Origin of the sequence: Flavobacterium sp. (genome assembly GCF_046296355.1) — a bacterium.
GTDB lineage: Bacteria > Bacteroidota > Bacteroidia > Flavobacteriales > Flavobacteriaceae > Flavobacterium.
The window spans coordinates 177128-199788 of the sequence record NZ_JBKBLM010000001.1 but is presented as its reverse complement, the minus strand read 5'-3'; the positions used below and the strand labels follow the sequence as shown (position 1 = coordinate 199788).

Annotated in this window: 23 protein-coding genes; 9 read left to right on the top strand and 14 right to left on the bottom strand. The window is 37.0% G+C overall.

Going from position 1 to position 22661, the window contains the following annotated elements:
* Positions 1-37: 37 nt before the first annotated feature.
* The 6 genes from ACK4HO_RS00960 to ACK4HO_RS00935 all read right to left on the bottom strand — a co-directional run bounded on the left by ACK4HO_RS00960 (position 38) and on the right by ACK4HO_RS00935 (position 3770).
* The gene (locus tag ACK4HO_RS00960; protein ID WP_409661266.1) at positions 38-544 is read right to left on the bottom strand and encodes a DUF2480 family protein; all 507 of its coding nucleotides are present in this window, start codon (positions 542-544) and stop codon (positions 38-40) included.
* A 79-nt stretch (positions 545-623) separates the two neighbouring features.
* Positions 624-947: an SUF system Fe-S cluster assembly protein gene (locus ACK4HO_RS00955; protein ID WP_136151040.1), complete on the bottom strand. Its 324-nt coding sequence runs from the start codon at positions 945-947 to the stop codon at positions 624-626.
* Positions 948-960: 13 nt separating this feature from the next.
* The gene (locus tag ACK4HO_RS00950) at positions 961-1683 is read right to left on the bottom strand and encodes a hypothetical protein (protein WP_409661263.1); all 723 of its coding nucleotides are present in this window, start codon (positions 1681-1683) and stop codon (positions 961-963) included.
* 3 nt (positions 1684-1686) lie between these two features.
* Positions 1687-2106: a SufE family protein gene (locus ACK4HO_RS00945; protein WP_409661260.1), complete on the bottom strand. Its 420-nt coding sequence runs from the start codon at positions 2104-2106 to the stop codon at positions 1687-1689.
* Positions 2106-2543, bottom strand: a complete 438-nt coding sequence (locus ACK4HO_RS00940; RefSeq protein WP_409661257.1) for a hypothetical protein — start codon at positions 2541-2543, stop codon at positions 2106-2108. The genes ACK4HO_RS00945 and ACK4HO_RS00940 overlap by 1 nt, the downstream gene beginning before the upstream one ends.
* 12 nt (positions 2544-2555) lie before the next feature.
* Positions 2556-3770 carry an aminotransferase class V-fold PLP-dependent enzyme gene (locus tag ACK4HO_RS00935; RefSeq protein ID WP_409661254.1) on the bottom strand — a complete coding sequence of 405 codons (1215 nt, stop codon included), beginning with the start codon at positions 3768-3770 and terminating at the stop codon, positions 2556-2558.
* A gap of 228 nt (positions 3771-3998) precedes the next feature.
* Here ACK4HO_RS00935 and ACK4HO_RS00930 point away from each other — a divergent pair, with 228 nt between their 5' ends.
* Positions 3999-5360 carry a serine hydrolase domain-containing protein gene (locus ACK4HO_RS00930; protein WP_409661251.1) on the top strand — a complete coding sequence of 454 codons (1362 nt, stop codon included), beginning with the start codon at positions 3999-4001 and terminating at the stop codon, positions 5358-5360.
* A 115-nt stretch (positions 5361-5475) separates the two neighbouring features.
* Here ACK4HO_RS00930 and sufD read toward each other — a convergent pair whose 3' ends face one another.
* Genes sufD through ACK4HO_RS00910 form a run of 4 tightly spaced genes read right to left on the bottom strand, consistent with a single transcriptional unit; the run spans position 5476 to position 9369 of the window.
* Positions 5476-6792, bottom strand: coding sequence for a Fe-S cluster assembly protein SufD (sufD, locus tag ACK4HO_RS00925; RefSeq protein WP_409661248.1), 1317 nt, complete (start codon positions 6790-6792; stop codon positions 5476-5478).
* Positions 6792-7544 carry a Fe-S cluster assembly ATPase SufC gene (sufC, locus tag ACK4HO_RS00920; protein ID WP_409661246.1) on the bottom strand — a complete coding sequence of 251 codons (753 nt, stop codon included), beginning with the start codon at positions 7542-7544 and terminating at the stop codon, positions 6792-6794. Before sufC ends, sufD begins: the two co-directional genes overlap by 1 nt.
* A 30-nt stretch (positions 7545-7574) precedes the next feature.
* Positions 7575-9023 (bottom strand): Fe-S cluster assembly protein SufB, encoded by a 1449-nt coding sequence (gene sufB, locus ACK4HO_RS00915; RefSeq protein ID WP_409661243.1) that lies wholly within the window; start codon positions 9021-9023, stop codon positions 7575-7577.
* Between the two features lie 16 nt (positions 9024-9039).
* A complete protein-coding gene (locus ACK4HO_RS00910) occupies positions 9040-9369 on the bottom strand; it encodes a HesB/IscA family protein (protein ID WP_409661241.1) in 330 nt (109 codons plus the stop codon).
* Positions 9370-9550: 181 nt separating this feature from the next.
* Between ACK4HO_RS00910 and ACK4HO_RS00905 the strand changes: the two genes are divergently transcribed.
* From ACK4HO_RS00905 to ACK4HO_RS00890, 4 genes are all read left to right on the top strand, one after another.
* Positions 9551-10408 (top strand): MBL fold metallo-hydrolase, encoded by an 858-nt coding sequence (locus ACK4HO_RS00905; RefSeq protein WP_409661238.1) that lies wholly within the window; start codon positions 9551-9553, stop codon positions 10406-10408.
* Between the two features lie 16 nt (positions 10409-10424).
* Complete coding sequence (locus ACK4HO_RS00900) at positions 10425-10856, top strand: MarR family winged helix-turn-helix transcriptional regulator (RefSeq protein WP_409661235.1); 432 nt, start codon at positions 10425-10427, stop codon at positions 10854-10856.
* Positions 10857-11291: 435 nt separating this feature from the next.
* Entirely contained in the window at positions 11292-12872 is a 1581-nt protein-coding gene (locus ACK4HO_RS00895; RefSeq protein ID WP_409661233.1) for a S8 family peptidase, read from the top strand.
* Between the two features lie 41 nt (positions 12873-12913).
* On the top strand, positions 12914-14788 hold the full coding sequence (locus ACK4HO_RS00890) for a M1 family metallopeptidase (protein ID WP_409661231.1): 1875 nt from the start codon (positions 12914-12916) through the stop codon (positions 14786-14788).
* Between the two features lie 29 nt (positions 14789-14817).
* On the opposite strand, the gene ACK4HO_RS00885 is transcribed toward ACK4HO_RS00890, so the two are convergent.
* The gene (locus tag ACK4HO_RS00885) at positions 14818-15408 is read right to left on the bottom strand and encodes a hypothetical protein (RefSeq protein WP_409661229.1); all 591 of its coding nucleotides are present in this window, start codon (positions 15406-15408) and stop codon (positions 14818-14820) included.
* A 158-nt stretch (positions 15409-15566) separates the two neighbouring features.
* Here ACK4HO_RS00885 and ACK4HO_RS00880 point away from each other — a divergent pair, with 158 nt between their 5' ends.
* From ACK4HO_RS00880 to ACK4HO_RS00865, 4 genes are all read left to right on the top strand, one after another.
* Positions 15567-15980 carry a hypothetical protein gene (locus ACK4HO_RS00880; RefSeq protein WP_409661227.1) on the top strand — a complete coding sequence of 138 codons (414 nt, stop codon included), beginning with the start codon at positions 15567-15569 and terminating at the stop codon, positions 15978-15980.
* A gap of 16 nt (positions 15981-15996) precedes the next feature.
* Positions 15997-16371: a ribonuclease P protein component gene (gene rnpA, locus ACK4HO_RS00875; protein ID WP_409661224.1), complete on the top strand. Its 375-nt coding sequence runs from the start codon at positions 15997-15999 to the stop codon at positions 16369-16371.
* Positions 16372-16449: 78 nt separating this feature from the next.
* Positions 16450-18087, top strand: coding sequence for a S41 family peptidase (locus tag ACK4HO_RS00870; protein WP_409661221.1), 1638 nt, complete (start codon positions 16450-16452; stop codon positions 18085-18087).
* Position 18088: 1 nt separating this feature from the next.
* Positions 18089-18901, top strand: coding sequence for an OmpA family protein (locus ACK4HO_RS00865; RefSeq protein WP_409661218.1), 813 nt, complete (start codon positions 18089-18091; stop codon positions 18899-18901).
* On the opposite strand, the gene ACK4HO_RS00860 is transcribed toward ACK4HO_RS00865, so the two are convergent.
* Genes ACK4HO_RS00860 through ACK4HO_RS00850 form a run of 3 tightly spaced genes read right to left on the bottom strand, consistent with a single transcriptional unit; the run spans position 18902 to position 22616 of the window.
* Positions 18902-19348: a GNAT family N-acetyltransferase gene (locus ACK4HO_RS00860; RefSeq protein WP_409661215.1), complete on the bottom strand. Its 447-nt coding sequence runs from the start codon at positions 19346-19348 to the stop codon at positions 18902-18904. It lies immediately after the preceding gene.
* A gap of 5 nt (positions 19349-19353) precedes the next feature.
* The gene (locus tag ACK4HO_RS00855) at positions 19354-20325 is read right to left on the bottom strand and encodes a DUF4837 family protein (RefSeq protein WP_409661212.1); all 972 of its coding nucleotides are present in this window, start codon (positions 20323-20325) and stop codon (positions 19354-19356) included.
* A 38-nt stretch (positions 20326-20363) separates the two neighbouring features.
* Entirely contained in the window at positions 20364-22616 is a 2253-nt protein-coding gene (locus ACK4HO_RS00850) for a LysM peptidoglycan-binding domain-containing protein (protein ID WP_409661209.1), read from the bottom strand.
* Positions 22617-22661: the final 45 nt, after the last annotated feature.

Genomic DNA, 22661 nt, shown 5'->3' with positions numbered 1-22661 from the left:
CAGCTAAAAGATAATTAACTGATTATCAGCCCTGAAACTATTTTGTTTTTTTAAATAAAGGAACTGCCGAACAAGCTTCCCCGTACATAATGCTTTTCGCGATGGGTTGTAGTTTTTGAACCGCCATGATATAAGCACTTTCCGGAACGGGTTTTTTAGAACAGCCTTTGATGATGACCGGTTTGTCTTGGTATGGAGAATAATCAAGAGTTGGCAAAATCTCTTGGTACAAAGCGGTTTCCAAGTCGGTTAGATTGCCGCTGACAACTTTTTGAGCGAAGGGCGCAACATAAGTTGTTACCAAAATTGTAGCCCAAGCCGGTACAATGGCATCGGTTGAACAATGAATGGCTACAAAATGATTTTGGTATTGTGCCCAATCATGATTCTTCAAAGCTTCGCGAAAGTCTTTTTCTTTCAATAAAAATCCTTCCAACAGCCATTGTGAAATGTCAATTTGTGTCCGAATGCCATTCGGATAATAGTCTTCCAAATCGAATACTTCAAGCACGGAATTGGCTACTCTGTTGATGATTTCGTCCATTGTTATAGTGTTCAGTGTTCAGTGTTCAGTATTCAGTGACATTGCTGCCTACTCTGCTACTGCTTACTGAATACTAATTTTAAAGCATTCCCAGTTCTAACTTGGCTTCTTCACTCATTAAATCTTTGCTCCAAGGCGGATCAAAAGTAATCTCTACTTCGCACGCTTTAACGGTGTCTATTTTTTTGATTTTTTCTTCTACTTCGCGAGGCAATGTTTCGGCAACCGGGCAGTTTGGTGAAGTCAAGGTCATCAAGACTTTTACCTCGTTGTCTTCGTTAATCATTACGTCGTAGATTAAGCCTAATTCGTAAATATCGACAGGGATTTCGGGGTCATAAATACCTTTTAAGGTTTTCACCACATTTTCGCCTAAATTGATATCGTCTTTAAATTCTTCCATAGTTATTTAATTTTTATTCGTAAGAAACTGATTTGAGTTGGTATGTCACATGAATTGTGCTTACTTTTTCTAATCCAAAATCATTATTGTCAAAAACATACCCAAGGGTAATATATTTAGAAAGGTTTTCATTTAAACTTACTACATTAGTAAGCATTAGTTCCCCACTTTTTTCGTAGAAATAAAACACATTTGCCGAGTTTTGTTTTAATGTTTTTTGTTCTTCATTAAAGGTTTTTTCATACGTTATTGAAGGAAACTCTAATCTTTTGAGCTTTCTTTTATAATCTATGTAAATCGTGTAACTAAATTTTGAATAGCCCTTATCAAAAACATCATTAAAGAGTTTTATTACTTCGGAATCATATCTTACTGCTTTAATTGTTGTAATGTTTTTTTTTAGATCATAAGTCCCGACATAACTTTCACAACTATGATAAATAATCCCCAATAATCTCTTTTGTGATTCTTCGTCTGCCTTTATGGTTGAAAAGGAAATGAAACCACATTGATAGCCTTCTTTAGGATGCTTAATTTTTATAAGTCTGACTTTGGGAAACTCAACTCTAAACAAGGTCGTATCGGCATAAATTCCTTTTTCATCAAAATAAAAGTTAGATTTCTTTTCATAAACAAAATGTATCTTCTTGTATTCTCTCGGTTCTAAAGAATAACTGTTTTGTGAAAAGCAATTCCAAAAGCTAACCAGAAACCATATGTTTATAAAATACTTCATCAATTAATTTTTAGCATTAAATGCCAAAGCATACATTTTAAGTTTTTTAATCATCGAAACCAAACCGTTGGCACGCGTTGGTGACAAGTGTTCTTTTAAGCCTATTTCATCAATAAAATCAGTGTTGGCGTCCAAAATATCAGAGGCTTTTTGATTGGAAAAGACACGAATAAGAATCGCAATAATACCTTTGGTCAAAATCGCATCGCTATCGGCGGTAAAGATTACTTTATCGCCTTGTTGCTCTGCGTGAACCCAAACTTTCGATTGACAACCGGTGATAATATTCTCTTCGGTTTTGTATTGTTCTTCGATTAACGGCAGACCTTTTCCGAGGTCGATGATGTATTCGTATCGTTGCATCCAATCGTCAAACATGGAAAATTCATCAACGATTTCGTCTTGTATTTCTTTTATGGTCATTATTCTTTTTCTTTGGCCAAAGCTACTATTTTATTGACTAATTTTTCTATTTCCTTTGGTGGAAAGCCGTGGTCAAAATCGGTGGTTTCGTAATCTTGATCTTGATAGCGTATTTTTACATTCGCAATCGCTGCGCCATCGTAAAAACGCTTTTGTGTTGGGTCTTTTAACTTTGGGATTTCCTCCAGATTGATTTTGGCAAAAGCCGACACTAACTCCTTCCAATCAGCATCAGAAATCCTGATTTCTTCCGGCAAAGCACCTTCATTTCGGTCTCTTGAAATGGTGGCTTTTTGATTGATGATGACAATCTTTTGGTAAAATCCTCGGGTATTCGCTGTGTATTGAATCGTGGTGTTGGTCAAATCGTTTTGCGCTTCATTGGTACAACTTTTTCCAAGGAAAATCGTTAGTAAAATCATAGTAATTGTTTTCATCTGTCTTTGTTTTTAAGATAACATCATTTGGGCTTTTTTTACCGCTTCCACCATGGCATCAATTTCTTCTTTGGTATTGTAAAAAGCGAAACTTGCTCTTATCGTTCCCGGTATTTTGAAATGATCCATAATCGGCTGGGCGCAATGATGTCCGGTGCGCACCGCTATACCCAGCTTATCGATAATTGTGCCAATGTCGTACGGGTGAATGCCATCGATGTTAAACGAAATTACGGAAGTTTTTTCTTTTGCGGTGCCGAAAATTTTCAACCCTTCGATTTCCAATAATTTTTCGGTGGCATATTCCAATAATTCGTGTTCGTATTTGGCGATGTTGTCAAAACCAATTGCATTCAAATAATCAATCGCGGTTCCGAGTACAATTCCGTCCGCAATATTTGGCGTTCCGGCTTCGAATTTGTGTGGTAAATCGGCATAAGTGGTTTTCTCGAAAGTCACCGTGGCAATCATTTCGCCGCCACCTTGGTATGGTGGTAATTTGCGCAGCCAATCTTCTTTTCCGTATAGAATTCCGATTCCTGTTGGCCCACAAATTTTATGTCCCGAAAACACATAAAAATCACAATCCAAGGCCTGAACGTCTGGTTTTAGATGCGGTGTTGCTTGTGCGCCGTCGATTAAAATCGCTGCCCCAACTTCGTGCGCTTTGTCAATCATATACTGAATCGGGTTTATCGTTCCCAAAGCGTTTGAAATATGATTTACCGTTACGATTTTGGTTTTGTTTGAAAGTAATTTATCGTATTCCGACATCATCAATTCGCCTTTTTCATTCATCGGAATGACTTTCAAAGTTGCACCGGTTCTTTCGCAAAGCATTTGCCAAGGCACAATGTTGCTATGGTGTTCCAAAGCAGAAACCAAAACCTCATCGCCTGCTTTTAAAAAGGCCGCAAAACCGTTGGCAATGGCGTTGATTCCATGCGTTGTTCCCGAAGTAAAAATCACTTCATGAGCGTGTTTGGCGTTGATATGTTTTTGAATTTTACCACGAGAAACTTCATACGCATCAGTCGCTAATTGGCTTAAGGTATGCACGCCACGGTGAATGTTGGCATTAATTTCTTGGTAATATTTAGATATCGCATCGATAACCACTTGTGGTTTTTGCGAAGTAGCGCCGTTATCAAAATAGACGAGTGGTTTGCCATTGACTTTTTGGGAAAGTATCGGAAAATCAGCTCTGATTTTTTGGATGTCTAACATGGTATTATTTAGAAAAATTCTAAATACAAAAGTAGAAAAATTGAAGTGGAAAAAGCCACGAATTCACGAATATTTATGATTTGTTATGGGATTAATTTTGAACCACAAAAGGCACAAGAATTTTCAAAAGACATTAAAGTTTTATGCCTTTGTTTTCTTTGTTTCTTTTGTGGTTAACTCTTCTTCAAACAATGTTTTATTTTTATAAATTGCTTCAAAATTATTTCCATGAAAAAGTTTCTTAAAATCTTTGTTGTTGTTCTACTGATTGTCTTCGTTTATCTGCGCATTGAAATTTATCCGCAACTCGATTTGATTTCGGGTTTTTCGGCTAAGAGCGTGGCTTCGGGTCATTTTATTGACGGCAGAAGTTTGGAAACCATTCAAAAAGGCGACAATGACATTGACAAAGTAGATTGGGCTACCAATGAAATTAATGAAAGTGAAAAATTGGCCGTAACAAAAGTATATGGTTTAAAAACCCGCGAAGCCATTTACCGCGAAGGTTTGGGCGCGACTTTGATCAACGATGATTTTGATAAAACTAAGCCATACAATGTTCCGAAACGAACTTTTTTGAAGAACAATTTGCCTTATCCATTTGGTAACAACAATCCTATAGATACTGTTTTTGGTGATATTGATTACGCCAAATTGCAGAAAGGTGTTGAAAGTGCATTTGATAAAGCAGGAGAAAAGAACAAACGAACCCGTTCGGTAGTTGTATTGTATAAAGACCATTTGATTGCCGAAAAATATGCGCCGGGTTTTACCGCCACTTCTAAAATTTTGGGTTGGTCAATGACCAAAAGTTTGACGGCCACTTATTTCGGAATTCTGCAAAAACAAGGCAAAATCGATATCATGAAATCGGCGCCAATTGCAGAATGGAAAAAGGACGAACGGAAAAACATTACTATAAACGATTTGCTGCACATGAATTCAGGTTTGGAATGGGAAGAAGATTACGGTAAAATTTCAGATGTGACTAAAATGCTTTTTATTGCAGAAGACATGACCAAACCCCAAATCGATAAACCTTTAGTAGGTAAACCGAATAATCGTTGGAATTACTCTTCCGGAACGACCAATTTATTGTCCGGGATTTTGAGAAAACAATTCAAAACACACCAGGAATATTTAGATTTTTGGTACAGTAGTTTGTTTGACAAAATCGGGATGGATTCTGCTTTAGTCGAAATAGATATGGCCGGGAATTTTGTGGGTTCGTCCTACGGTTGGGCTACAACTCGTGATTGGGCAAAGTTTGGATTGCTTTATTTGAATGAAGGCAATTGGAACGGCGAGCAAATTTTTGATGCGAGTTGGGCCAAATATGTAGCCACACCAACCAATGGTTCAAACGGACAATACGGTGCTCATTTTTGGTTAAACGCGAATGGAAAATATCCTGATGTGCCGAGAGATTTATACCATTGCAGTGGTTACCAAGGGCAAATGGTGTTTATCATTCCGTCACTGGATTTGGTTGTGGTTCGAATGGGATTAAGTGAAGACTTTGACAGTAATGCTTTTTTGAGAGATATTATTTTGAGTTTGAAGAAAGACAACAAGAACTCAAAAGGCTAATCCTTTAGCCCCGATTGTAATGAAAATAAAAAGGCTTCCTGATTGGGAAGCCTTTTTATTGTAGTGAAAGCGGGAAAAAGGACACCAAGAATGCCCAAGCCATTCGCTCCTAATTTTATAAATTGAACCCTAAATTCACGCCCAATTTCGTGGCGATAATTTTGGTAATGCGTTTTTTTAATTCCGGGATTTTGATGCTTTCAATCACTTCGTTGGAGAAGGCGTACATCAATAAAGCTTTGGCTTCTTTCTTCGGAATACCGCGGGATTGCATGTAGAACATTGCGGTTTCGTCTAATTGTCCAATCGTACAACCGTGGGAACATTTTACGTCATCAGCAAAAATTTCCAATTGCGGTTTGGCGTTGATGGTTGCTTTATCGCCTAACAAAATATTGTTGTTTTGTTGGAACGCATCGGTTTTTTGCGCTTCTTTTTCCACATAAATTTTACCGTTGAAGACACCGGTTGAACTTCCGGCCAAGATGGTTTTGTAGTTCTGGTGGCTTTCGCAGTTTGGCGTCGCGTGATTGACCAAAGTGTAATGGTCAACATGTTGCTTATCGCCAATGATGGTAATGCCTTTTAAAGTCGAATCGATTCTTTCGCCAAAATGGTAGAAATTCAGGTTGTTTCTCGTGATGTTGCCACCAAAAGAGAACGTGTGCACCGAAACTCGACTTTCCTGTTTTTGGGAAATATAAGTGTTGTCAATCAGGTTGGCTGATTGTAAGTCGTTTTGAATTTTATAATAGTCAACGATAGCGCGTTTTTGGGCGAAAATTTCCGTAACTGAGTTTGTCAGCACCGGATTTTCGTTTAAGCATTGATGTCTTTCGATGATTTGAACGTGTGCATTTTCTCCAATAATGACCAAATTTCTTGGTTGCACCATTAGTGCGTTTTCAACACCTGTAGAGAAATAAATAATTTCGATTGGCTTTTCCACCACTTTGCTTTTCGGGATGTTGATGTATGCGCCTTCATTGGCGAAAGCCGTATTTAAAGTGGTCAAACTCTCGTCTTTGCTGGCAATTTTGTTGAAATACTCATCGATAATCATTTTGTATTTCGGTTTGTTTAAGGCCGAAGACATTAAGCAAACATCCAAACCATCATGGGTCGTTGCCGATAAAAACGAAGAGAATTTTCCATCCACAAAAATTACTTTGTGCGTGTCGATTTCGTGCAAGAAGTATTTTTTTACCTCAGCAAATTCAATCGCATTTTCGTGTTTTGGGAATACTGAATAATCATTTTTTAAGATGGCATTCAGCGAAGTATATTTCCAAGCTTCCTCTTTTTTTGTGGGGAAACCTTTGTTTTCAAAGTTTTTGATGGCTGAAGTGCGCACGTCGTGCAATTCCGAATGAACATCAATATGTTCTTCGAAAGCCATAAAAGACGAGATTAATTTTTCTTTCAATTCCATTATGCTTCTTGCTCTTGTTTAATCCAATCGTATCCTTTTTCCTCAAGTTCAAGCGCTAAGGAAGCGTCGCCTGATTTTACAATTTTTCCGTCCATTAAAACGTGAACGAAATCAGGAATGATATAGTCTAACAAACGTTGGTAGTGCGTGATGACTAACACTGCGTTGTTTTCGTTTTTCAATTTGTTTACACCGTTGGCTACAATTCTCAACGCATCGATGTCTAATCCTGAATCGGTTTCGTCAAGGATGGCTAATTTTGGTTCCAACATCGCCATTTGGAAAATCTCGTTTCTTTTCTTTTCACCACCCGAAAAACCTTCGTTTAACGAACGCGATAAGAACTTACGGTCGATTTCTAATAATTCTGATTTCTCACGGATTAATTTCAACATTTCATTCGCGGGCATTTCTTCTTTTCCGTTGGCTTTACGACTTTCGTTGATGGCGGTTTTCATAAAATTCGTCACCGAAACACCCGGAATTTCTACCGGATATTGGAACGATAGGAAAACACCTTTGTGCGCTCTTTCTTCCGGCGCTAATTCTGAAATATCTTCGCCTTCCAAAAAGATTTCGCCTTCGGTTACTTCGTAATTTTCATTTCCGGCAATGATGGACGAAAGTGTACTTTTTCCGGCACCGTTTGGTCCCATAATCGCGTGTACTTCTCCGGCATTTATCGTTAGGTTGATTCCTTTTAAAATCTCTTTATCTTCAACACTTGCGTGTAAATTTGTTATTTGTAACATTTTGTAAATGTGTTTTATTCTGTTTTATGATTATCCTACTGAACCTTCAAGCGAAATCTCTAATAATTTTTGAGCTTCAACGGCAAATTCCATCGGCAACTTATTCAATACATCTTTACTGAAACCGTTTACGATTAACGCAATCGCTTTTTCGGTTGGGATGCCGCGTTGGTTACAATAGAAAACTTGGTCTTCTCCGATTTTGGAAGTTGTAGCTTCGTGCTCAATTTTGGCCGAAGAATTTTTGCTTTCAATGTAGGGGAAAGTATGCGCGCCACAATTGTTTCCCATCAATAACGAGTCACATTGAGAAAAATTTCGAGCGTTATCAGCTCTGGCGCCAATTTGCACCAAACCTCTATAACTATTTTGTGATTTTCCGGCTGAAATACCTTTGGAAATGATGGTTGATCGCGTGTTTTTACCCAAATGAATCATCTTCGTTCCGGTATCGGCTTGTTGGAAATTATTGGTTACGGCAATCGAATAAAATTCGCCTATAGAATTATCACCTTTCAAAATAACTGAAGGATATTTCCATGTAATCGCTGATCCGGTTTCTACTTGTGTCCACGAAATTTTTGCGTTTTTCTCGCAGAAACCTCTTTTGGTTACAAAGTTGAAAACACCGCCTTTGCCTTCTTTATTTCCGGGATACCAGTTTTGAACGGTCGAATATTTGATTTCGGCACCGTCTAAAGCAATGAGCTCGACAACCGCTGCGTGTAATTGATTTTCGTCCCGACTTGGCGCAGTACAACCTTCTAAGTACGAAACATAACTGTCTTCGTCGGCCACTAATAATGTTCTTTCAAACTGACCGGTTCCGGCTTGGTTGATACGGAAATAGGTTGATAATTCCATTGGACAACGAACGCCTTTTGGAATATAACAGAAACTTCCGTCTGAGAAAACAGCCGAGTTTAACGCCGCATAAAAATTATCTCTTTGGGGTACAACTGTACCTAAATATTTTTGAACCAACTCAGGATACTCGCGAATCGCTTCAGAAATACTCATGAAAATGATGCCTTTTTCGGCTAAAGTCTTTTTGAAAGTTGTGGCTACAGAAACTGAATCGACTACAATATCCATAGCGATATTGTTCATTTTTTTCTGTTCATCCAATGAAATTCCTAACTTTTTGTACATCGCCAAAAGTTCAGGATCTACATCGTCTAAAGTTTTATTTGGATCGGCTTTTTTGGGTGCCGAATAGTAAGATATCGCCTGAAAATCAGGTTTTTCGTAATTCACATTCGCCCAATCCGGTTCTATCATTTCCTGCCAAGCGCGAAACGCTTCGATGCGCCAATCGGTCATCCATTGCGGTTCTTCTTTTTTCAGAGAAATAGCGCGAACGATATCTTCATTGAGCCCAATAGGAAAAGTCTCCGAATCTAATTCAGTATAGAAGCCGTATTCGTATTCTTTATTTTCGAGTTCGACTTTTAAGTCGTCTTCGGTATATTTTGCCATTTTGTTTGTTTAAATTTTAAAGCGAAAAACTTTCGCCACATCCGCAAGTTCTTGATGCATTCGGATTGTTGAATACAAATCCTTTTCCGTTCAATCCGCCTGAAAACTCTAAAACAGTTCCGGCTAAGTATAAAAATGATTTCTTTTCTACGGCAATTTTCACGTGGTTGTCTTCAAAGACTTTGTCGTTTTCACCCAGTTCTTTGTCGAATTTTAATTCATACGATAAACCCGAGCAACCACCACTTTTTACGCCCACTCGCACGTAATCTTTGGCAGCATCGAAACCGTCATCTTTCATCATATCGATGATTTTTTTGCTGGCTGTATCTGAAACTTTAATCATGTCTATTTTGATTTTGTCTAAATAAAGGGCAAAGTTAACACAAATATCTTTTTTTTCGGCATCTCAACGCATTTTTATAACTAATTTAAGAATAGAAAAAAATGATTTTGGGGATTTAAAAGCGGCAGATTTTTAGTAATTTGCAAGCCATTTACAAGATTAATCGAAGAAAATTCAACAAATGAAGCTATATCCCATTGAAGCCGGAAATTTTAAACTTGATGGCGGCGCCATGTTTGGCGTGGTTCCTAAAACCATTTGGAGCAAAACCAATCCGGCGGACGATAATAATTTAATTGATATTGCCGCAAGATGTATGCTAATTGAAGACGGCAATCGGCTGATTTTGATTGATACCGGAATGGGCAACAAGCAATCAGAAAAATTTTTTGGGTATTATTCGCTTTGGGGAAATCATTCGCTTGATGGTTCTTTGGCCAAATACGGTTTTCATCGCGATGATGTGACTGATGTTTTTATGACGCATTTACACTTTGACCATTGTGGCGGCAGTGTGAATTGGAACAAAGACAAAACCGGTTATGAAGTCGCTTTCAAAAATGCTAAATTTTGGACGAATGACAACCATTGGGAATGGGCAACGAAACCTAATGCTCGTGAAAAAGCCTCTTTTCTTTCGGAAAATATTTTGCCGATGCAGGAAAGCGGGCAGTTGAACTTTATCAAAAGACCGGAAGGTGATTTTGGCGTTTCAGAAGAAATGGATTTTGGGATTTTCTACGTTGATGGTCACACTGAAAAAATGATGTTACCACATATTCAATACCAAAATAAAACCATTGTTTTTTGTGCCGATTTGATTCCGACAGCGGGACATTTGCCTTTGCCTTATGTAATGGGTTACGACACTCGACCGCTTTTGACCATGCCGGAAAAATCGAAATTCCTTCATGCTGCGGTAGAAAATAATTATTATTTGTGGTTGGAACACGATGCACATAACCAAATCATCACAGTAGAAAATACGGAAAGAGGCATTAGATTGAAAGAAGTTTTTAAAGTAGAGGACATCATGTAATTTTAAAAGAATCTGTATGGAAAATTTGAATTCGGTAATATTTTACAACATTGAGGAAGCCATCAAAACCTACAGAATGTATGCTCAAAATCAGTTAAAAATCAATCAGCTCAAGATTACTATTGACCAATGGTTGGTTTTAAAATGTTTGAAAGAAAATCCAAAATCAACCCAAATTGAATTAGCGGAAAAGGTATTCAAAGACAATGCTTCTATCACCCGGATTATAGATTTATTAGTTAAAGCCGATTTTTTACATCGGGAAATCAATCCCAAAGACCGCAGGAAAACAGTCTTAAAAATAACGCCATCAGGTCAAAAAACGCTTGATGAAGTTTATAAAATTGTGCTGAAAAACAGGGCAAAAGCATTAGAAAATATTTCTCCCGAGGAAATTGAAACGGTCAATACCATTCTCAAAAAAATCAGTTTTAATTGTAAAAAGTAATTCCTCTTGCCTCACTTTAAAATAGTCCGAAATACCCATAATGGTTTATTTTTTAATAGTCTTTTTGGCAAAAATGACCCCAAACGTCCTAGAAAAGTCTTGCTGATTTGCTTTAAAAACGGCGTTACTTTTCTCTCGTAAACCATTATCCATAATTCAAATGTTAGGATTCCTGAATCCCATAAAAATAGGGCTTCAAATAGTTTTAAGACAGTAGCCCAAATGGATAAATTGGTTGAGAAACAGTTGAGAAATTCACTAAAATCGAAAGTGTTAAATTATTTAGCCTGAGTACTTTTCATATTTTTGAGTAAATAAATGTACAATAACGGTTTTGACCCGTTCTCTAACCGTTACTAAATTATTGTTAACATCTTTATTTATTGTTGTAAAAGAAATTATTTTTACATCCATATAAATATTAAATAATTAAAAATGAGAGCTTTAGCTTATTCTTTTATACTGTTATGCGCTTTGTCAATGACGGCACAGCAAGCAACACAAACAAAAACCTATAAAAAAACTGCATTAACCGAACAACAACAACAGCGATGGAGTCATTTGGATTTAGAAAAAGATTCCATTCCGGGGATGAGTGTAGACAAGGCTTATGCCGAACTTTTGAAAAAGAAAAAAGGCAAAAAAGTGGTGGTTGGCGTTATCGATTCGGGTGTTGATATCAATCATCCCGATTTGAAAGCTGCAATTTGGACCAACAAAAAAGAAATCGCCAATAACGGCAAAGACGATGATAAAAACGGATACACTGATGATGTTCACGGTTGGAACTTTTTAGGCGATTCAAATAATGAAACTTTGGAATTGGTACGTTATTTAAGAAAAGGCGATGACGGTACCGAAATGTACAAAAGAGCCCAAAAAGAATACGAAACCGAATACCAAAAGGTTTTTCCGTACAAAGAAACTGTCGATTTGTTGGTGGATGCCGATAAAACCATTCGCGAGTATTTAAAAAAAGACAACTACACTGTTGAAGACTTAAATAATGTGGCTTCTGTGAAGTACGAATTATTTAAAAGTAAAAAAATAATGTTGGCTTACGCCGGAGATACCGGTGCAAATTTTAGAGAAGAATTGGAAGAATTCAAAGATTATGTTTATGACAAATTGAACTATAATTTGAACAAAGATTTTGACGGAAGAAAACCGGTTGGCGACAATCCCGAAGACATTAAAGATAAAAAGTACGGGAACAATGTGGTTTATTCAAAAGAAAGAAAAGATTCTTCCCACGGAACACACGTAGCCGGAATCATTGCCCAAGGCAGAAACAACGGGATTGGAGGAGATGGCGTTGCTACCGATGTAGAAATTATGCCAATTAGAGCCGTGCCTAATGGTGATGAATATGACAAAGATATTGCGTTAGCCATTCGTTACGCCGTTGACAATGGTGCCAAAATCATTAACGGAAGTTTCGGGAAGGATTATTCTCCTCACAAAGAATGGGTTTGGGATGCTATGAAATATGCCGAAAGCAAAGATGTATTAATTATTTTAGCCGCCGGAAATGATGGCAAAAATGTAGATGTCGAGCCCAATTATCCGGAAGATACCGCCGACAAGAAAAACGAATTGGTGAATAATGTTGTTAAAGTTGGTGCCATAAATTACAATTACGGTGAAAATATTGTGGCCGATTTCTCTAACTTTGGAACTGATAATGTGGATGTATTTGCTCCGGGTGTAAAGGTATATGCTACTGTTCCTGGGAACGATTTTAAGTACCAACAAGGAACTTCAATGGCTTCTCCAAACGTTGCCGGAGTAGCGGCTTTGATTCGTTCTTATTACCCTAATTTGAAAGCCAATCAAGTCAAACAAATTATAATGCAATCGGGAACGCCTATAGATTTTGAGGTGATTGTTGGAGAAAACGGAGAAAAAAGACCTTTCTCAAAAACCGGTGTTTCCGGCAAAATTGTAAATGCCTATAATGCCCTGAAAATGGCAGAAGAACTATCAAAAGAAACGCAAAAAGAACCAAAACTATAATTTTACGAGGAGGATTAAACCTTCTCTTTTTCTTAGAAAACATGATTAACAAACTCTTTTCTATTTCTATTTTACTGTTTACAACAGCAACCATGGCACAGTCTGATGGTTATTGGCAACAAAAGGCCGATTATAAAATGGAAATGTCGATGGATGTCAAAACCTATCAATACACTGGTAAACAAGAATTACTTTACACCAATAATTCCCAAGATACTTTAAGCCGAGTTTACTATCATTTGTACAACAATGCTTTCCAACCGGGAAGCGAAATGGATGCCCGAATTCAGTCAATTGCAGATCCGGATGCCCGAATGGTTGACAAAATCAAAGCTGACAACAATAACGAAATTAATGAAAGTCGGGTAGCCAAATTAAAACCGAATGAGATTGGTTTTCTGAGAATTTCAAATTTTAAACAAGACGGCGTTTCGGTCGAAATCAAAGAAGTCGGCACTATTTTAGAAGTCGATTTAGCCCAGCCGCTTTTCCCCGGAAAATCCACTTTACTCACTTTAGATTTCAATGGGCAAGTCCCTTTGCAAATTCGCCGCTCAGGCAGAAATAACAAAGAAGGTATAGAACTTTCTATGGCGCAATGGTATCCTAAAATGGCAGAATTTGATTTTGAAGGTTGGCATGCTGATCCATATATCTCCCGCGAATTTCATGGCGTTTGGGGCAATTTCGATGTCAAAATTACCATTGATAAAAATTATGTTTTGGGCGGAACAGGTTATTTACAAAACGCCAATGAAATTGGTCACGGTTATCAAGACGACGGAATATTAGTTACAATTCCCAAGAAACAAAAAACACTGACTTGGCATTTTTTAGCTCCCAATGTACATGATTTTACTTGGGCTGCCGATAAAGAATACCTCCATGATAAATTGGTTTCCGATGAAGGTGTAACACTTCATTTTCTATACAAAAACAATCCAAAAATCATTGATACTTGGAAAAAAGCCCAATCGTACACCGCTAAAATCCTAACTTATTACAATAACTTGGTTGGAAAATATCCTTACCAACAATACTCTGTTATTCAAGGGGGCGACGGCGGAATGGAATATGCCATGTGTACTTTGGTCTTAGGCGAAGGAGAATTGAATGGGTTTGTAGGTTTGATTGCCCACGAATTTGGGCACTCTTGGTTCCAACATGTTTTGGCCAACAATGAAAGTAAACACAGTTGGATGGACGAAGGATTCACTTCTTTTATTGAAGATTCGGTTATGAATGAATTGGCCGCTAAAAAATCATCCAATCCTTATTCCGGTGCTTATAAAAGTTATGTTGATTTAGCCAACTCCGGAAAAGAACAACCTTTATCTACTCATGCTGACCGTTTTGATTTCAACAAATGTTACAGCACTTCTTCCTATAGTAAAGGCGAAGTGTTTTTGGCCCAATTGATCTATTTAATCGGCAGAGAAAATTTATCAAAAACCTTAAAGCGTTATTACGCCGATTTTAAATTCAAACACCCAACACCCAACGATATTAAAAGAACTGCAGAAAGGGTTTCCGGAGCCAATTTGGATTGGTATTTAAATGATTGGACACAAACAACCAACACGATTGATTATGCGATTAAAGAGGTTAGTGCCAAAGAAAATTCAACCTCCATTACTTTAGAAAGAATCGGGAGAATTCCCATGCCTATTGATATGATAGTCGAATATACCGATGGTTCCCGAGAAAGTTTTTACATTCCGTTGCGCATGATGAGTTTTGAGAAAGAGAATCCCTATTCCAGTCTCCAAAGAACCGTTATCGCTGACTGGGCTTGGGCATTTCCTACCTACAGTTATTCGTTGCCAACAACAAAAACCATCAAAAAAGTTATCCTTGACCCAAGCGGTTTAATGGCCGATGTTAATAGAACAAATAATGTTTTTGAAGTGAAGTAAAAAAAGGCAACCCATTAGGTTGCCTTTTTTTATAACAGTTTAATACTCGTAATCTCGTTGTAAATTCGGTATTTGCTTTGTTTGGGGTCAAAAAATTCTTGTTGACGGTAATGAACTTCAAGTTTATCGCCTTTCACTATTTTGTTTTTTATAAACAAATTGTCCCCATCAAAAGAAAACAGCCAAATAAACTCTTGCATTACATTCTTATCGTCCAACAAGTGAATAGTGTTGAACTCAACTGTGGCTATACTTTCAAAAGTACCGGTATAAAACAAATCCAATTCGTCTTCTTCTGCCACAAAAGTTTCTTCCGTATCGCTTTCTTTAGCAATTTTAACAAACACTTCAGGGCAAATAACGGCCATTTCCAATCCAACGCTTTCGGCAATCTTTTCAATAGAAGCCATTTTATCATCAATGTCAACGTTAACCGTTTTGCGTTCTTTCTCCGTCAATTTGTTGATGGCCTCAAAAATGCAAATCCCTAAATTGATGTCGGTTACTTCTTTAGGCGTTATGCATTCGCAAGTTGCAGTGGCCAATTTTTTGTATACGATTTCTTTTTTTTGCGCCATTAGACCCAATGGCATCAAGAACAATAACAGTTTTAACTTCATTTCGGATGATTTTTTTTGAATAGAACACGAATGTAAAATAAACCTTTTTATAAAAAAAACATTTTTGTTTTATTTGACCATAGCCAAAAAGTAGTTCTACTGGGGAATTTTATTTTTGTGGAATAGAATTTGTAGATTTACAGCAAATATTTTTCATTATGAAGCACTTTAAAATTCTATTTCTTTTGCTTGCCTTTGGTTTTGGTTTTCAAAAAAGTGAAGCCCAACCCATTCGGTTCAAATCCAGCAGCGTTAGTCTTACAGAAAAAAAGAGTGACGGAAACTGGACTGAATGGTCTGATTTTGTTGATGCTAATGTATTAATCACCCTCGACGCCAAAAAAAATTTGATTGTCATTAATTCTGCCGAAGTGCAGTCGTTTAAAATCAAAGCTTATGGTGAAATTGAAGATAATGATGAAGTAAATATTGTTCCTTTTGAATGTGTTGACAATCGGTATTCCAATTGCAATATATTCATCATCACCAAGAAAAAGGAAAACAACCGCATGCAGATTTACATCAATTACAACGAAGTGAAATTTGTATACAACATCTACAACGACAATTAATTTACCTCCAAACAAAATGGATTTCTCCTATCCAAAGGCTGAAAAACTCAAAAGCAAAAACCTAATCGATTTATTGTTCTCCGAAGGCAAATCGGTGGGCAAATATCCTTTGCGATTGGTTTATGTGCCTTGCGATTTTGAAGAAGATGTTCCTCTGAAAATGGGTGTTTCTGTTTCCAAAAAATATTTTAAAAAAGCCGTTGACCGCAATTATTTCAAACGCGTTTTAAGAGAATGTTACCGCTTAAACAAAACCCAATTAATAGCCGTTTTGGATAAAAAATACTGCTTTATGTTCTTCTATCAAACGACTGAAAAATTACCCTATTCCGAAATAGAACAGAAGACCAAAGAGCTTTTTGAAAAGTTTGGAAAAACCATCCAAGAATAAAAAAATGTTAACAGATGACCTATCCTTTTTTGTTTCAAGTAATTTAGTATATTCGTTATCCCAATAAATCAAAGCGTTATGTTTTCAAGACTCAAAAAAAGATATATAATTCCATTTGTCCTTAGCGGATTCCTATTTGTGGGCGTTAGCTTTAAAGATGATTTTTTCGAGATTTCCAAGCAAATAGAAATCTTCACCACGCTGTTTAAAACCATCAATCAAAATTATGTTGATGAAACCAATCCGGCGGAATTGATGGACAAAGCTATCAAAAGCATGTTAGCCGATTTGGATCCGTATACCAATTATTTCAACGAAGCCGACGTCATTAAATTCAAAATCAACAATACCGGAGAATATACCGGCATTGGCGCGATGATTACCCGAAAAGAAGACAAACTGATTATCAAAGAACCGTACAAAGGATTTCCTGCAGACAAAGCCGGGTTAAAGGCCGGAGATGAAATAATTCAAATTGGCGACGTCTTGTTGGCCGATTTTAAAGACGATGCTTCGCAATTGCTGAAAGGTGCCAAAAACACCAAAATCGACATCAAATATTTACGACAGGGAAAACCTTTGACCGCCCAATTGATTTTGGATGAAGTCGAAGTAAAAGCAGTTCCGTTTTATGGCAAAATAGATGAAAAAACGGGCTACATCGTTTTATCACAATTCAACAAAAAAGCTTCCTCAGAAACCAAAGAAGCACTTGAAAAACTCAAAGCCGACGGTGCAACCCAAATCGTTTTAGATTTGCGTGGTAATCCGGGTGGATTATTGAATGAAGCGGTTAATATTTGCAATTTATTTGTGCCTAAAGGTGAAATCATCGTAACCACCAAATCCAAAAACGAGAAATACAACAACACTTATAAAACGACTCGCGAACCCATAGATACAGAAATTCCTTTGGTCGTAATTGTGGATGGAAAAAGTGCTTCAGCTTCGGAAATTGTTTCGGGTGCATTGCAAGATTTAGACCGTGCGGTGATTGTGGGCAGTAGAAGTTTCGGAAAAGGATTGGTGCAACGTCCGATTGACATGACTTATGGCACACAAGTGAAAGTAACAATTTCAAGATATTATACGCCATCGGGAAGATGTATTCAGGCAATGAATTACAACAAAAAAGACAAAAGCGGCAAAGCCACACGCACCGATGAAAAAAATTACAATGCGTTCAAAACCAAAAAAGGCAGACCTGTTTTTGATGGCGGCGGTGTTTTACCTGATGTAGAAATTGAAGAAACTAAAACAAGTACTATAGCGGAGGCTTTGCAAAAAAATGACGGGATTTTCAATTATGTTACTTACTATTATTATAAAAATCCGACCCTTGGCGAAAAAATTCCAACGATAACTGATTCGGATTTTGCGGATTTTAAAGCTTTTTTGAAACGCGAAAAAATTGAGTTCAATACTGAAACAGAAGTAGCGCTCAAAAACACTTTGGAAAAAGCCAAAAAAGAAAATGTTGATTCGGCCATCAATACTGAATACCAACAACTGTTAACCGCTTTGCAAAAAAGTGAGGAAACCTTAATTGACAAAAACCAAAAGGAAATCAAGAATTTGATTTTGGATGAAATCATCAAGCGTTACCAATACAAAGAAGGATTGTATCAGTATTATGCCAAAAGCAATTTGGAAATCAAAAAAGCCATCGGGCTGTTGAACAACACAACCGAATACAATAAGATTTTAAAAATTTAAGATGAAACTACTAAAATATTTGCCTTTCCTTTTCTTCGGTTTATTACACGCTCAAGAAGAAGTGGTTCATTCGGTTTATTTTGATTTTGACAAATTTGCATTGAATGAAATTCAGATCAAAGACGTAGTAGATTTTATCAAAAAAACAGATTCCACCCGAATTGAATCTATTCAGATTTTTGGGTACACAGACGACGTAGGAAAAGAAGCCTACAACTTTAAATTATCGACCAAAAGAGCTAACGAAATTCAGAATAAATTTATTGAAAACGGTATCAAAAGTAAAATCATTGTAACCATTGAGGGAAAAGGAAGAATTCTTATTGATGATGACATAGTCGAAAATCTGCCTGAAAAGCGCTCCAAAAACAGACGTGTTGACGTAGTACTGAATTTAAAACCTCTACCCAAAATAGAAATTCCGGGTTTCTACAGTACCATTCAAAAAAATCATATTGTTGGCGACCATGTTTATCTTGACAATGTTTTGTTTGAAAGAGGAAGCAGTAAGTTGACCTTCAAATCGAAAACAGAATTAGACAAAATTGCTAAGCTTATAATGAAGTACAAAAACCTGCAATTTGAAATTCAGGGCCATGTTTGTTGTACGCCGCCATACCAAAAAGAAGCAATCGACAAAGACACAAAAAAACGCCAATTATCCACCAATAGAGCGCAAACGGTTTACAAATATTTACTTTGGAAAAAAATCCCAAAAGAAAGGATGTCGTTCAAAGGTTACGGGAATACTGTTCCGTTAGGCAAAGGCGCCGAATATGACCGAAGAGTGGAATTGGTGATTTCCAAAGTGTAATTATTCTTTGCGCATTTCAATATGCGGAATATCATCTTCTAAATACATTTCGCTAGTTTGAATAAAGCCGTGACTTTCGTAGAATTTCTTTAAGTACAATTGGGCAGAAATCGTAATTTTTCTTTGGTCAAAATGCGACTTGATGACCTGAATTGCTTCCCGCATTAAAATGTGTCCCAATTTTTTGGAACGCGAATGTTCTTTAACCACAACCCGACCAATGGACGCTTGCTCAAAATAATCATGTGGTTTAAATAATCGGGCGTAAGCCACAATTTCACCATTGTCTTCTCCAATCAAGTGTAAAGCCTTCTCGTCTTTGCCGTCAATATCCTGATAAACGCAATTTTGCTCAACTATAAAGACTTCTGCGCGCAATTGCAACATAGCGTAAAGTTCGCTGGTAGAAAGTGTCTCAAATCGCTTTATTTTCCATTCTAAGTTCATGCCTTTTATTTTTTGATTTGGATGGATTTGATGATAGATTCCAATTCAAACATCAAATCTCGTTTTTCTTTAGAGGGTGCATAACAAAATCCTTCGAGCACCAATATTCTTTTGTGTTCTTTATCGAAAATAGCGTAATTGATAAATGGTCCCGACATGAAGTCGTTTTTCATTTGCCATGTGCCTTTGGTTTCGTAGGTTTTTCTTCCGGCCAAAGTGGTTTTAGAAAAATAAGGCGAATACGCTTCTTCGGTGACCATTCGGGTGTTGTAGGCCGAACCGTGGATGTATTTTCGGCCGATAGAATCTCTGGTTTTCACAATATTATTGACCGCATTGTCGGAACGAATGCCACTCCAAGGAATTTGGTAAATAATCACAGAGGTATTGCCGCTGGTGATTTCACTTTTGAGCCAAATAAAATTCTTTCTCCGCATCACATATTCATACTTGGATGGAATCAGCAAATCGATGTTGAATTTCTTTTGGATTTTTTTGGTGTCCAATAACGAGTCGGTGAAAATCTTTTGGTTTTGCCCAATTTCAATCGCCCGCATTTTTTGGATAATATCCGGTGCGTTTTCTTCTAAAATTTGGATAATTTCCGCAGTACTTCTTCCGGAAATATGAACAGCATTTTGTGGGGATGCAAATTCATTTTCCTTGATTTCAAACTTGTTTTCATTGTCTTTTTTAACAATGATAATGTTTCTGGAATCGGTTGAAAAACCTTCAAAAAGTTTTACGGGATATTGATTAATGGTAAAGAGCGGTTCTTCCTGTGGCAAACCCAATACCGGCGAGGCAAATTTATTCCGAATACTGTCACCTACTTCGCCATTCCAAAGTTGGTCATCAATAATTACGGCAATAGTGTTGATGGCAGCCGAAGAATCCCCGGGAAACTTGTCCTTTTTAAACGAACAAGAACTCGCAACAAACGCGACAAAAAGCCATAAAAAAAGGGTTTTATTCATAATTGAAATAAAACCCAAATTTATAGAAGATTTTCGGATTAACCGTTGTTAATTTTCAACTTCATCCCCGGTTTTAAGCTTTCGGTTTTAATCCCATTCCATTTTTTGATATCAGAAATGGTTACGCCCGGATATTTTTTGGCAATACTGAATAAAGAATCGCCTTTTTTCACGTAGTATGTTTTTACTTCATTTCTGTCGTTAGCGGCAATGATGTCTTTTTTAGAAGATTTTGCTTCGTTAACCGCAACCTCTTTTTTTGAAACGATTAAAGTTTGACCCAATTTTACATTGTTGTCTTCCATATCGTTCCATTCTTTGATTTCGGCCAAAGTGACATTGTATTTTTTGGCAATTGAACCCAAAAATTCTCCTTTTCTAACTTTGTGCTCAACGATTTTAATTTCTGTTTTTGGCTCTTCTGCTACGGCATTTTCATCTTTATTCGCCAAGGCTAATTTAGACCCTAATTGAACATTCAAATCATTCAAATTGTTCCATTTTTTTAGGTCTTCTAGACTAACATTGAATTTTTTAGCAATACTGAATAAGTTATCGCCTCTTTGCACTTCGTAATAATCACTTGGATTCTCGTTTGTGTCAACATTATTGTCATTAGAAGCTACTGCAGTTTCCGCTTTGTTTTCTAGGATAGCTTTATCGGTTTTCACTTCTTTTCTAACGGTCGTTACAACTCTTTCGTTTTTGATGATTTTTAAATTGGCACCCAAAGCGATATTGTTGCTTCTAAGTTTGTTCCATTTTTTAACTTCCGCAACTGATACGCCGTATTTACCTGAAATTTCTCCAAGATTATCGCCTTTTCTGACTTTGTGGTATTTCACAACGTCTTTATAGGTAACTACTTTTTCTTCTTTGAATACTTTGCTTGTATTTGAAGCTTCTGTATCGGTGTCATTGGTTGCTTTATTTTCATTCGAAGCGATATCAGTATTACTATTATCGCCTACATAAATTTTTAGGTTTCTGCCCATTGGCGCTTTGCTGCTTTTTAAGCGATTCCATTTTTTAAGATCTGAAATGGTAACACCATATCGATCTGAAATCTTACTCAAGCTTTCACCTCTTCTTACTTTGTGATATTTGATGTTACCAAAGTCTGTTGAAGCTACACTAGTTCTTTCAAACGGTTTTTCTCTTTGACTGGCTTCATAATCAGCATAAGCGTAAATTTTATCTTCATTGGAAGTAAACACGGCAATTTTATCAACCGGCAATCTCAAGAAGTGATTTTGGCCTGTGATGAACGGAACAACTTCTCTTTTGTAGGACGGATTTAAAAACTGCAATTCCGCAACAGAAACATCCATTAAATCAGCTATTTGTTTAAAAGTCATTGCTCTTTTAACCATCACTGTATCGGTGGCAAAATGGTGCGCAACTGCTCTGTCCGGTTTGATACCGTGTTCTTTGTGATACTCAAAAATATACATAGTAGCCAAGAAAGCCGGCACATAACCTTGGGTTTCTTTGTGTAAAAATGGTCTGATGTTCCAATAATTTTGTTTTCCGCCCGAACGACGAATCGCTTTCGCTACATTTCCCGGACCGGTATTATATGAGGCTAAAACCAAATCCCAATCGCCAAAAATAGCATACATGTTTTTCATGTATTGTGTTGCTGCGTTACTGGCTTTCAAAGGATCGCTTCTTTCATCTACATAAGTATCCACTTTTAAACCGTATTGTTTTCCGGTTTGGTACATGAACTGCCATAAACCTGTGGCACCAACTCTGGAAACCGCTCTCGGATTCAAAGCTGATTCTACAACCGATAAATACTTAATTTCTAGAGGAATATTTTGGGCTGCCAATGACTCTTCAAACATTGGGAAATAATACTGAGAAATGCCAATCAGTCTTTCGAAAGAACGTTTTCTGTTCTTTAAAAACGATTTGATTACATTCTCTAACCCTTGGTTGTATTCAATGTTGAATGGCGATTTCTCGTCTAATGCTTTTAATCGTTCTTTCAACAATTCTGTTGGCAATTCGTAGTCTACTTTTTGATCCACATCGATGTTTTTGATGTCGAAAGTCAACTCGTTATACAAATCCAAACTCGCCAATTCCTTCATCCACATACTGTCAATACACTTGGCAATGTTGTCGTGAACGAATGAAGCTTTGATTGAATCCAAAACTTCTCTTTTGGTTAATTCTCTTTTGGGCAGTTTGGTCTGAACCGGAATGGCTTTGATGGTATCTTGGGCAAAAATGGCCGAAGAAACCAAAAGGAGCGCCAGCGTTGTTGTTTTTCTAATATTCATATATAATATTATAAGTGGTATTTATTTCAGATTGTTAATTGTAGA